This is a genomic window from Rhodopseudomonas faecalis, assembly GCF_003217325.1.
GTDB lineage: Bacteria > Pseudomonadota > Alphaproteobacteria > Rhizobiales > Xanthobacteraceae > Rhodopseudomonas > Rhodopseudomonas faecalis.
The window spans coordinates 118,404-129,606 of the sequence record NZ_QJTI01000011.1; the positions used below are offsets into that span (position 1 = coordinate 118,404).

Annotated in this window: 10 protein-coding genes and 1 pseudogene; 3 read left to right on the forward strand and 8 right to left on the reverse strand. The window is 64.6% G+C overall.

Annotated features, from left to right (window positions below; genetic code table 11):
* Window position 1 precedes the first annotated feature (1 nt).
* From cysT to cysG, 7 genes are all read right to left on the reverse strand, one after another.
* Window positions 2-838 (reverse strand): sulfate ABC transporter permease subunit CysT, encoded by an 837-nt coding sequence (gene cysT, locus BJ122_RS10915; protein WP_110781051.1) that lies wholly within the window; start codon window positions 836-838, stop codon window positions 2-4.
* Window positions 839-1,084: 246 nt separating this feature from the next.
* Window positions 1,085-2,074, reverse strand: a complete 990-nt coding sequence (locus tag BJ122_RS10920) for a sulfate ABC transporter substrate-binding protein (protein ID WP_181418930.1) — start codon at window positions 2,072-2,074, stop codon at window positions 1,085-1,087.
* 117 nt (window positions 2,075-2,191) lie between these two features.
* A complete protein-coding gene (locus tag BJ122_RS10925) occupies window positions 2,192-2,902 on the reverse strand; it encodes a phosphoadenylyl-sulfate reductase (protein ID WP_110781053.1) in 711 nt (236 codons plus the stop codon).
* On the reverse strand, window positions 2,899-3,417 hold the full coding sequence (locus BJ122_RS10930; protein WP_110781054.1) for a DUF934 domain-containing protein: 519 nt from the start codon (window positions 3,415-3,417) through the stop codon (window positions 2,899-2,901). The genes BJ122_RS10925 and BJ122_RS10930 overlap by 4 nt, the downstream gene beginning before the upstream one ends.
* Window positions 3,401-5,059: a nitrite/sulfite reductase gene (locus BJ122_RS10935; RefSeq protein ID WP_110781055.1), complete on the reverse strand. Its 1,659-nt coding sequence runs from the start codon at window positions 5,057-5,059 to the stop codon at window positions 3,401-3,403. Before BJ122_RS10935 ends, BJ122_RS10930 begins: the two co-directional genes overlap by 17 nt.
* Before the next feature lie 10 nt (window positions 5,060-5,069).
* Window positions 5,070-5,384 carry a DUF2849 domain-containing protein gene (locus BJ122_RS10940; protein WP_110781056.1) on the reverse strand — a complete coding sequence of 105 codons (315 nt, stop codon included), beginning with the start codon at window positions 5,382-5,384 and terminating at the stop codon, window positions 5,070-5,072.
* Window positions 5,381-6,805, reverse strand: a complete 1,425-nt coding sequence (gene cysG / locus BJ122_RS10945; RefSeq protein WP_110781057.1) for a siroheme synthase CysG — start codon at window positions 6,803-6,805, stop codon at window positions 5,381-5,383. The genes BJ122_RS10940 and cysG overlap by 4 nt, the downstream gene beginning before the upstream one ends.
* A 237-nt stretch (window positions 6,806-7,042) precedes the next feature.
* Between cysG and cysD the strand changes: the two genes are divergently transcribed.
* Genes cysD through cysP form a run of 3 tightly spaced genes read left to right on the forward strand, consistent with a single transcriptional unit; the run spans window position 7,043 to window position 10,791 of the window.
* Window positions 7,043-7,837: a sulfate adenylyltransferase subunit CysD gene (gene cysD / locus BJ122_RS10950; protein ID WP_110781058.1), complete on the forward strand. Its 795-nt coding sequence runs from the start codon at window positions 7,043-7,045 to the stop codon at window positions 7,835-7,837.
* Window positions 7,838-7,845: 8 nt separating this feature from the next.
* Window positions 7,846-9,765, forward strand: coding sequence for an adenylyl-sulfate kinase (gene cysC / locus BJ122_RS10955; protein ID WP_430694773.1), 1,920 nt, complete (start codon window positions 7,846-7,848; stop codon window positions 9,763-9,765).
* A 27-nt stretch (window positions 9,766-9,792) separates the two neighbouring features.
* The gene (cysP, locus tag BJ122_RS10960; protein ID WP_430694775.1) at window positions 9,793-10,791 is read left to right on the forward strand and encodes a thiosulfate ABC transporter substrate-binding protein CysP; all 999 of its coding nucleotides are present in this window, start codon (window positions 9,793-9,795) and stop codon (window positions 10,789-10,791) included.
* Window positions 10,792-11,035: 244 nt separating this feature from the next.
* Here the strand turns inward: cysP and BJ122_RS19895 are convergent.
* A pseudogene (locus BJ122_RS19895) lies at window positions 11,036-11,203 on the reverse strand (IS110 family transposase); the annotation flags it as partial.

Consider the following 11,203-nt stretch of genomic DNA (forward strand, 5'->3'; position numbering starts at 1 on the left):
CTCACCCCGCCGTCAGGGCGCGGGTTTGCGCCCAGTGCTGCAGCCGGTTCAGCACAAAGATAATCAAGAATGCCACCGTCAGCATCACCACTGCAATCGCGGTGGCGTCGGCGTAGCGGAACTCGGACAGCCGGATCACGATCAGCAGCGGCGCGATCTCCGAGACATTGGGCAGGTTGCCGGCGATGAAGATCACCGAGCCGTATTCCCCGACCGCGCGCGCAAACGCCAGCGCAAAGCCGGTGAGCACCGCGGGCATCAGGCTCGGGATGATCACCCGAAACACCGTCTGCCAGCGGCTGGCGCCAAGGCAGGCCGCCGCTTCCTCGATCTCGGGATCGAGGTCCTGCAGCACCGGCTGCACGGTGCGCACCACAAACGGAATGCCGATGAAGATCATCGCCACGAAAATCCCGAGCGGGGTGAACGCCACCTTGATACCGAGTTCCGCGAGCGGCGCGCCGAGCCAGCCTTTTTGCGCAAACAGCGTGGTCAACGCGATACCGGCCACCGCGGTCGGCAGCGCAAACGGAATATCGACAATGGCGTCGAAGATGCGCCGGCCCGGAAAGCGGTAACGGACCAAAGCCCAGACGATGATCAAGCCGGCGAACAGATTGACCAGCGCCGCCGCCAGCGACAGACCGAACGACACTTTCAGCGCGTGCAGCGTGCGGCGGCTGGTGATGATGTCAATAAACTGATCGAGGCTCAGTTCGGCGGTCTTGACGAACAGCCCTGCGAGCGGAATCAGAATCATCAGCGACAGCCACATCAGGGTCAGGCCCATGGTCAGGCCGAACCCCGGCAGTGCGCTTCGTCGTGCTGCCCCGCTCACTTGCTGTCCTTGGCGCTGAGTGGATGCTGCTGATCATCCCGTACGCTGATCCGCACCTCTCCCCGCTGGCGGGGAGAGGTCGAGCGTCGAGCGTAGCTCGGATTCGCGGTGAACGGGCGCCTCAAAAAGCCGCAATGCCGCGATGTGGGGCCACGGCCCCTCACCCCGCCCCTTGCCCCGCGAGCGGGGCGAGGGAGCACGCTGCCATCGCTGTCAACCATCGGCCTGCATTCCACCCGCAAGATTCTAGTTCTTGTAGATCTTGTCGAACACACCGCCTTCGGTGAAGTGCTCGCGCTGCGCCTTGCTCCAGCCGCCGAACACGTCGTCGATGGTAAACAGCTCGACCTTCGCGAACGACGAATCATACTTCTTGGCGATTTCGGCATCCCGAGGGCGATAGAAATTGCGCGCCGCGATTTCCTGGCCTTCCTTGCCGTACCAGTACTTCAGATAGGCCTCGGCGACCGCGCGGGTGCCCTTCTTGTCGGCAACCACATCAACCACGGTTACCGGCGGTTCGGCGAGGATCGAGATCGACGGCGCCACGATCTCGAACTTGTCCTCGCCGAATTCCTTGACGGCGAGGAACGCCTCGTTCTCCCAGGCCAGCAGCACATCACCGACGCCGCGTTCGACAAACGTCATGGTGGAGCCGCGCGCGCCGGTATCCAGCACCGGGACGTTCTTGTAGATATTGCCGACGAAGTCGCGCGCCTTGTCCTCCGAGCCATATTTCTTCAGCGCATAACCCCAGGCCGCCAGATAGTTCCAGCGGGCACCGCCCGACGTTTTCGGATTCGGCGTGATCACGCTGACGCCCGGCTTGACCAGATCGTCCCAATCCTTGATCCCTTTGGGATTAGCCTTGCGGACCAGAAACACGATGGTCGAGGTATAGGGCGCGGCATTCTGCGGCAACCGCTGCTGCCAGTTCTTGTCGATCAAGCCCTTGGCCGCGATCGCATTGATGTCATAGGCCAGCGCCAGCGTGACGACATCGGCCTGCAGCCCGTCGATCACCGCGCGCGCCTGCGAGCCCGAGCCGCCATGCGACTGCTTGATCTCGATGCTCTTGCCGGTGTCCTTCTGATAGGCGGCGCTGAACGCCTTGTTGAATTCACCATACAGTTCGCGCGTCGGATCATAGGACACGTTGAGCAACGACACATCAGCAGCCCAGGCCGAGCCTGCGAACAGCCCTGCAACGATTACTGCAGCAGCACGAGCGAACATTCCAATCTCCATTTGCTTCCGCGTCATCTTCGCGATCGAAGCTGCAAACTCATGGAGTTTCGCTATCAAGTCAACGAAACCAGTTTCTGTTGTTGGCAGCATCGCAGCGCCGTTCTGCTACGAAGTCCGCATGGTGTGGATGCCGCATTCCGACTTGGCACGGCCGCGCCAACGTCCGGCGCGCGCATCTTCATCAGGGCCCGCGCGGCTGGTGCACGGCATGCAGCCGACCGACAAGAATCCCGTAGCAAGCAGCGGATGCGGCGGCAGCTTGTTGTCGGCATAGATCGCGTCGATTGCCGCGCGCGACACATTGGCGAACGGATTGAATTTCAGCCGCTCGCCATCGGCTTCCACCACTGCGATCTCGGCGCGCGCACCGCCCTGAAAGCGCTTGCGGCCGTTGATCCAGGCAGCAAATGGCGAAAGCGCGCGCGCCAGCGGTTCCACCTTGCGCAGCCGGCAGCAGGCATCGGGATCGGAGAACCACAATTCGCCATCGGGATCGCTCGCCTTCAGCGCAGCTTCGTCCGGCTTGATCGAGCGCACATCGGTCAGGCCGAGCGCCTTAATCATCGTGTCGCGATAGGCCAGCGTTTCAGCAAACAACATGCCGGTGTCGAGAAAGATCACCGGGATCGCCGGATCGACCTTGGCCATCACCTGCAGCAGCGCCGCCGATTCGGTGCCAAACGACGACACCAGCGCCAGCCGCTCGCGGCCGACGCGCTCCAGCGCCGCGGCAATGACCTCGGCTGGCGCCGCCGTTTGCAGCGCGGCATTGAGTTCCGCTGCTTCGCTCTCCACGCTACCGACATGATCGGTCATGGCTGGCCGCCTTGTGCTTGGCCACGCAGTTGCCGGCGACGCTGCAAGGCGCCAACCGCCTGATCGGCCGCCGGCTGATAGAACACCGAATAGCGGCTGGCGGCCGCGGCAAATGCCTCGGCATCACTGTCCTTCTTGACGTCGAAACTGTCAAAGCCGTTGCGCAGCAGAAACACGAACTGGTCGCGCAGCACCTGGCCGGAGGCGCGCAGTTCGCCGCGAAAGCCGTAGCGCTCGCGCAGCAAGCGCGCCTGGCTGTGGGCGCGGCCGTCGCGGAACGTCGGGAACAGCAGCACCACCGTCGCCAGCTGGTCGAGATAAGGCGCCAATTCCGCAACGTTGCGATCATTCGGCCAGATCACGCCGATCGGCCCGTCATGACCGCGCAGGCTGTCCGCGCTTGCCAGGAACTGCGCCGCGGATAGCAGCAGCGCGCCATCCACCGGCAGCTCGGCATCATCGGCGATGGAGCGATAGCGATCGCTGACGATCTGGCCGTTACTGACGAGTGGCATAGACGCGCTCCTTGAACGGTTCGACGCCGAGCCGCTGCACGGTATCGACAAACAATTCCTGCGGACCAGCCCGCAGCTCCCGATAGGCTTCGACCAGATCCTCGATCACATCAGTCACCTGATCAAACGGCACCGCCGGGCCGAGCAGCTCGCCGAGCTGCGCCTGCTCGTCGGCGCGGCCGCCGATGGTGATCTGATAGTATTCCTCGCCATTCTTCTCGACGCCGAGAATGCCGATATGGCCGACATGGTGATGGCCGCAGGCATTGATGCAGCCGGAGATATTGAGATGCAGCCGGCCGAGCGCCTGCGCCGCTGCGCTGGAAAACCGCCGGGTCAGCTGCTGCGCGATCGGGATCGAGCGGGCATTGGCCAGCGAGCAATAATCCAGCCCCGGGCAGGCAATGATGTCGGTGATCAGATTGACATTGGGGGTGGCGACGCCGATCGCTTCCAGCGCGTGCCACAATTCTGGCAGATCGCGCTGCGCGACATGGGGCAGCACCAGATTCTGCTCATGCGCGACGCGGATTTCGCCAAAAGAGTAACGCTCGGCGAGATCGGCGATCGCGGTCATCTGCTCGGCCGTGGCATCACCCGGAGGCGCGCCGACTGGCTTCAGCGACAGCGTGACGATCGCATAGCCCGGCTTTTTGTGCGGCGCGACCGAATTGGCAAGCCAAGTCGCAAAGGCAGGCTCGGCCGCCGAGGCCTGCGCCAGCAGCTCTTTAGCATCAGGCAGCGGCGCATAGTTTGGATAGATGAAGCGCGAGCGGATATCCGCGATCACCTCGTCATCGAGCGTCAGCGGCCCGCCGGCGAGCTGCTGCCATTCATTCTCCACCTCGGCGGCGAATTTCTCGATGCCGAGTTCGTGCACCAGGATTTTGATGCGCGCTTTGTAGATGTTGTCCCGGCGGCCATACTGGTTATAGACCCGCAAAATCGCCTCGACATAGCTGAGCAGATCGCGGCCGGCGACGAACGGCTTGATGGTCTTGGCGATGAACGGCGAGCGGCCAAGCCCGCCACCGACCAGCACTTCAAACCCGGCCTCGCCCTGCTCGTTGCGGCGCAATTTCAGTCCGATATCGTGAATCTTGATCGCGGCGCGGTCGTGCTCGGACGCGGTGATCGCGATCTTGAACTTGCGCGGCAGGAACGAGAATTCCGGATGCAGCGTGGTGTGCTGCCGCAAAATCTCTGCCCAGAGCCGCGGGTCCTCGACCTCGCCGGGCGCCACCCCGCCCCATTGATCGGCGGTGACATTGCGCGTGCAATTGCCGGAAGTCTGCATCGCATGCAGGCCGACTTCGGCAAGGTCCGCGAGCGCATCTGGCAGATCGGCGAGCTTGATCCAGTTGAACTGGATGTTCTGGCGCGTGGTGAAATGGCCATAGCCGCGGTCATAGCGCTGCGCGACATAGGCCAGCTTGCGCAGCTGCGGTGCCGACAGCGTGCCATAGGGAATGGCGACCCGGAACATATAGGCGTGCAATTGCAGATAGACGCCGTTCATCAGCCGCAGCGGCTTGAACTCGTCCTCGGTCAGTTCGCCGGACAAGCGGCGCTGCACCTGATCGCGGAATTCCGCGACCCGTTCGGCGACCAGTGTGCGGTCGATCTCGTCATAGACATACATCGGGACAACCTTAGCGAACTGAGGGAAGCGTGATGCTGACGCCGTCGCGGCGGATCTGTTCACGCAGATTGCCGGGCAGCACCGTGCCGTCCGCGGCGATCAGCACCGGAGCGATATAGGCGCCGACCGCACCGACATCGTCGGCCGCGGCTTCGGCGAGCAGTGCGCGCGCGGTCGGCGCATCGCGCACGATCGCCGCATCGGCAAGGTTGGTCGACCAGCGCTGATCGGCGCTGCGATACACCACCACGCCATCGACCGTGCGGTTGGCGGTCACCACCGACGGGCCGGTGATCTTGATCTTCTGTTGCAGAGGAGAGGTCATTCAGCAGCCGCCAACCAGTGAGAAGGAGTCAATGCAGTGGGTGCTTGTTGCCGCCAGGGCGCCGAGCGAGCCACCACGGCGCCGATGATCAGCAGCGCCGGGCCCTCGCCGATCTGCGCCACCAATTCCGGCAATTGCTCGAGCGTGCCGACCGCGGCCTGCGCATCGGCACGGGCGACGCGCGCGAACACGCCGGCCGGCGTATCGGGCGCCCGGCCAGCGCGCAGCAGGCCATCGCGAATGCGCACCGCCGCCGCCATGCCCATATAGATCACCACCGTGATCTGAGGATCGCGCAGCGCAGCCCAATCGATCGCTTCGGTGTCGGCGGCCTGATGCGCGGTCAAAACGCTGATGTGGCGCGCCTCGTGGCGATAGGTCAGCGGCAAATCGAATTCGCTGGCGGCGGCAAATGCCGCGGAAATGCCGGGAATGACCTGATAGGCAATGCCCGCGGCGCGCAGCGCCTCGATCTCCTCGCCGCCGCGCCCGAACACGAACGGGTCGCCGCCCTTGAGCCGCACGCAATTCTGGCCGGCGCGCGCCGCCTCGATCATCTTGTCATGGATCGCCGGCTGGCCGATGCCGGGCTGGCCGATGCGGCGGCCAACCGGGACGCGCACCGCATCGCGGCGGGCGCGGTCGAGAATTTCCGGCGACACCAGCTCGTCGTGAAAGATCACATCGGCATCCTGCAACGCGCGCAGCGCTTTCAGGGTCAATAGCTCCGGATCGCCCGGCCCGGCACCGACCAGCGTCACCTGCCCGGCGCCTTTGGCGGCGGCGAAGGCCGAGGGATTGCTGATCTCCGCCAGAGCGCGCTCGGCGTCATCGCTGCGGCCAGCGAGCAGCGCGGCGCCGATTGGGCCATCGACCACCCGCTCCCAGAACCGGCGGCGCAGCGCAAACTCCGGAATCCGCGCCGCGATGCTCTTGCGCCAGCGGCCGATGAACGCCGACAGCTCGCCGATCCGCGCCGGCAACAGCGCCTCGATCTGCTCGCGCAGCCGCCGCGCCAGCACCGGCGATGCGCCGCCGGTGCCGATCGCCACCACCACATCGCCGCGATCGACGATCGCCGGCATGATGAAGCTGGAATCGGTGAGGTCATCCATCACATTGACCGGCAGGCCGCGCGCCTGCGCCCGCGCCGCCACCGCAGAGCCGATCGCGCCCGCGCCGGCACAAAACACCGCGATCACGCCGTCGAGCGGCAGTGTCAGCGGATCACCTTCGAGATGATCGATCCGGCCATCCCCGAGCCCGACGCCGCCCAGGTCGCGGTCGCCATCGGTCGCGTACCAGCGAACCTTTGCCCCGGCCGCCAGCAGCAGCCGCAGCTTGGCACGCACCGGCTCGCCACCACCGACCACCAAAATCCATCCCGCCCGCAGATCGAGAAACACCGGCAGAAATCTCATGCACGCTCCTTGTCGCAGCCCCGCGGGATTGACTAGAATTATTTTCTATATAAGTGTCTTTTCGAGATCGTAAAGAGAAAGTTGTTCTTTCTATTTGCGGATGCAGATATGAAATTTCATGCTTCCAAAGACAGGGCGCCAGAGATGGATCTTCTCACCACCCGTTCGCCGCAGTTTGAATCGCCGCGCGACCCCACCCCTGCCGGGCTTCCACACGGCATCGTTGCAGTCCCCAGTATGGACCACCTCGACGCCTTGGAGGCGCAAAGCATTTATATTTTGCGCGAGGCATTCGCCCGGCTGAAGAAGCTGGCGCTGCTGTGGTCGCTCGGCAAAGATTCCAATGTGATGATCTGGCTGGCGCGCAAAGCGTTCTTCGGCCGCGTGCCGTTTCCGGCGATGCATGTCGACACCGGCAAAAAATTTCCGGAGATGTATGCGTTTCGCGATCGCTACGCCGCCGAGTGGGGCCTCGACCTCCTGATCGAAAACTGCCCCGGCATCGAAACGGTCGATCCGACCCTGCCGCCGGCGGCGCGCTCCGCCGCCCGCAAGACCGAGGGCCTGAAGCTGGCGCTCGCCAAGCACGGTTTTGACGGCCTGATCGCCGGCATCCGCCGCGACGAGGAAGCAACGCGCGCCAAGGAGCGGGTGTTTTCGCCGCGCGGCAGCGAGGGCGGCTGGGACGTGCGCGATCAGCCGCCGGAATTTTGGGATCAGTTCAACGCCGCGCCGCCGCCCGGCGCGCATCTGCGCATTCATCCAATCCTGCATTGGACCGAGGCCGATATCTGGGCCTACACCCAGCGCGAAAACATCCCGATCATTCCTTTGTATCTGGCGAAAGACGGCAAGCGCTATCGCTCGCTCGGCGATGCCGACATCACCCATCCGGTGGCGTCGAACGCCACCTCCATCACCGAAATCCTGATCGAACTCGAGGAGACCAAGGTGCCAGAGCGCGCCGGCCGCGCTCTCGATCATGAAACCGAGGACGCTTTTGAGCGTCTGCGCGTCGCCGGCTATCTGTGAGCATGTCCATGAACATCAACGTCCTTGAGCCCTCGCCGTCGCTCGCCACCCCGAACGGCACCACCCGCCCGCAAGTCCGCATCGTGATTGTCGGCCATGTCGATCATGGCAAATCGACGCTGGTCGGCCGGCTATTGCACGAAACCGGCAGCCTGCCCGACGGCAAGCTGGAGATGCTGAAAGCGGTCAGCGCCCGGCGCGGCATGCCGTTCGAATGGTCGTTCCTGCTCGATGCGCTGCAGACCGAGCGCGACCAGGGCATCACCATCGACACCACGCAAATCCGGTTCCGCACCCGCTCGCGCGAGGTGGTGCTGATCGACGCGCCCGGCCACGCCGAGTTCTTGCGCAACATGATCACCGGCGCCTCGCAGGCCGACGGCGCGGTACTGATCATCGATGCGCTCGAAGGGGTGCGCGACCAGACCCGCCGCCACGGCTATCTCTTGCATCTGCTCGGCATCAAGCAGGTGGCGGTGGTGGTCAACAAGCTCGACCGCGTCGATTTCAGCGAGGCGCGTTTCAACGCGATCCGCGATGAGATCACCGCCCATCTCAGCGAACTCGGCGTGCCGCCGAGCGCGGTGATCCCGATCTCGGCGCGCGATGGCGACGGCGTCGCCGAACGCACCGCCAATATCGGCTGGTACAACGGCCCGACCGTGGTCGATGCGCTCGACACGCTGACGCCGGCGCGGCCGCTCGACGAATTGCCGCTGCGGCTGCCGGTGCAGGCGATCTACAAATTCGATGATCGACGCATCATCGCCGGCCGCATCGAGTCCGGTCATCTCAAGACCGGCGATGAAATCGTGATCACGCCGGCCGGCAAGGTCGCCAAGATCAAGAGCGTTGAGGGCTGGCCGCAAACGCCGGTGACGGTGGCGCAAGGCGCCGGCCGCTCAGTCGGCATCACGCTCGACCGCGAATTATTCATCGAGCGCGGCGATGTGATCGCACCGATTGATAGCGCGCCGCGCGACGCACGGCGGCTCCGCGCCCGGATTTTCTGGCTGCATGATCAGCCGCTGCAGCCCGGCGCCGCGATCGTGATCCGGCTTGGCACCCGCGAGGCACGCGGCAGCGTGCTGGCGATCGACAAGGCGGTCGATCCCGGCGAATTGTCGAGCGTCGCCGGCCGTTCGATCGCGCGCAACCATGTCGGCGAGATCGACATTCTGCTGTCGCACGCCATTGCGGTCGATCGCCATGCCGACAATCCGCGCACCGGCCGGCTGGTGATCGAGGTCAATGGCCGGCTCGCTGGCGGCGGGCTGGTGATCGACATCACCCCGGAGCCGCGCGCCTCCGCCGATATCGTGCCGGTCGACTCGGCACTGCGGCCGCAGGAACGCGCGGCGCGCTATCGCCATCACGGCGCGGTGCTATGGCTCACCGGCCTACCCGGCGCCGGCAAATCGACGCTGGCTTTGGCGCTGGAGCGGCGGCTGTTCGGCCGCAGCGGCTCGCCGATCCTGCTCGACGGCGACACGCTGCGCGCCGGGCTGAATGGCGACCTCGGGTTTTCACCAGAGCATCGCGCCGAGAACATCCGCCGGCTGGCCGAAATCGCCGCGCATCTCGCCCGCAATGGCCATATCGCGATCGTGGCCGCGGTGTCGCCGGCGCGCGAGGATCGCGCTGCGGCGCGGCGCATTGCAGATGAGCATTTCCGCGAGATCTATGTCGCCACGCCCGCGGAAATCTGCGAAAGCCGCGATCCCAAGGGCCATTATGCCAAGGCGCGTGCCGGCGCCCTGCAGGGCTTCACCGGCATCAGCAACGATTATCAGCCGCCGGCAGAGCCGGAGCTGACCATCGACACCTCGACTCGTTCGGTCGCCGAGGCGATCGACGATATCGAATTGCTGCTAGCCCAAACCGGCATACTGTTCACCGAACAGGTCGATCTCGCTGCCAACATCTGATTGCCGACAGGAGTTACCGTGAACCATTTGCTCGTTGCCCTGCTCGCCGGTCTCAGCGCAGTTGCGCTGGGATCGCCGGCGCGCGCGCAGAACCCCTCCACGCTGCTGAACGTGTCCTATGACATCTCGCGGGAGCTGTATGCCGAGATCAACAGCGCCTTCATCGCGCAATGGAAGGCCAAGACCGGCCAGGAGCTGACCATCAACCAATCGCATGGCGGCTCGTCGCGCCAGGCGCGCTCGGTGCTGGAAGGGTTGGAGGCCGACGTAGTGACCTTCAACCAGGTCACCGACGTCCAGGTGCTGCACGACAAGGGCAAGCTGATTCCGGCCGATTGGGCAACGCGCTTGCCGAACAATTCGTCGCCTTATTATTCGCTGCCGGCGTTCCTGGTGCGCGGCGGCAATCCAAAAGGCATCAAGGATTGGGACGATCTGGTGAAGCCGGACGTCAAGGTGATCTTCCCCAATCCCAAAACCTCCGGCAATGGCCGCTACACTTATCTTGCGGCCTACGCCTTCGCGCAGCGGAAATTCGGCAATCCTGCCGAAGCCGACGCTTTCATCAAAAAGCTGTTCGCCAATGTGCCGGTGTTCGACACCGGCGGCCGCGCCGCCACCACCACTTTTATCGAGCGCCAGATCGGCGATGTGCTGATCTCGTTCGAGGCGGAAACCAATGCCATTCGTGATCTGGCCGGCGCCGACAAGTTTCAGGTGATCGTGCCGCCCACGAGCCTGCTCGCCGAATTCCCGGTGACGGTGGTCGACAAATATGCCGACAAGCACGGCACCCGGGCGCTCGCCACCGCCTATCTCGAATATCTGTACTCGCCGGAGGGCCAGACCATCCTGGCGAAGGCCTATAACCGCGTGCACGACAAAACCGTGGTGCAGCAGACTAAGGACCGCTTCCCCGAGGTCAAGCTGTACCGGATCGAGGATGAATTCGGCGGCTGGGACAAGCTCACCGCCGACCACCTCGCATCCGGCGCCAAGCTCGACCAGCTGTTCGGCGGACGCTAGTTGCTGCGCGAGTGCTGGCAGCACGCTTCACCTCTCCCCGCTGGCGGGGAGAGGTCGACCGGCGGAGCGCAGCGAAGACGGTCGGGTGAGGGGGCGTCTCGACAGCGCCGAGCCTCTCGGTCTCGTGGCAACGCCCCCTCACCCCAGCCCTCTCCCCGCGTGCGGGGAGAGGGAGAAGTCCACCGCCCGAACGAATGACCGTCATTCCGGGGCGCGAGCGCCGCTCGCGAACCCGGCGACTGTCTCAGGTGTCAAGGGTCTTACCTTGATATGGCGTGTCGGCTTTGACGAGTGCGTTGGCTGTGACGAGCAGTTTGCGGGCGATTGCGATGAGCGCGACCTTTCCGGGTTTTCCTTGCAGGCGAAGGGCGTTGTAGTCGTCGCGGAGCTTGGGGTGGTGGCGGGCGGCGAC

Coding starts and splice junctions, on each gene's coding strand:
- BJ122_RS10920 (WP_181418930.1), bottom strand. CDS start 2,074: ATGTTCGCTCGTGCTGCTGCAGTAATCGTTGCAGGGCTGTTCGCAGGC.
- BJ122_RS10925 (WP_110781053.1), bottom strand. CDS start 2,902: ATGACCGATCATGTCGGTAGCGTGGAGAGCGAAGCAGCGGAACTCAAT.
- BJ122_RS10930 (WP_110781054.1), bottom strand. CDS start 3,417: ATGCCACTCGTCAGTAACGGCCAGATCGTCAGCGATCGCTATCGCTCC.
- BJ122_RS10935 (WP_110781055.1), bottom strand. CDS start 5,059: ATGTATGTCTATGACGAGATCGACCGCACACTGGTCGCCGAACGGGTC.
- BJ122_RS10940 (WP_110781056.1), bottom strand. CDS start 5,384: ATGACCTCTCCTCTGCAACAGAAGATCAAGATCACCGGCCCGTCGGTG.
- cysG (WP_110781057.1), bottom strand. CDS start 6,805: ATGAGATTTCTGCCGGTGTTTCTCGATCTGCGGGCGGGATGGATTTTG.
- cysD (WP_110781058.1), top strand. CDS start 7,043: ATGGACCACCTCGACGCCTTGGAGGCGCAAAGCATTTATATTTTGCGC.
- cysC (WP_430694773.1), top strand. CDS start 7,846: ATGAACATCAACGTCCTTGAGCCCTCGCCGTCGCTCGCCACCCCGAAC.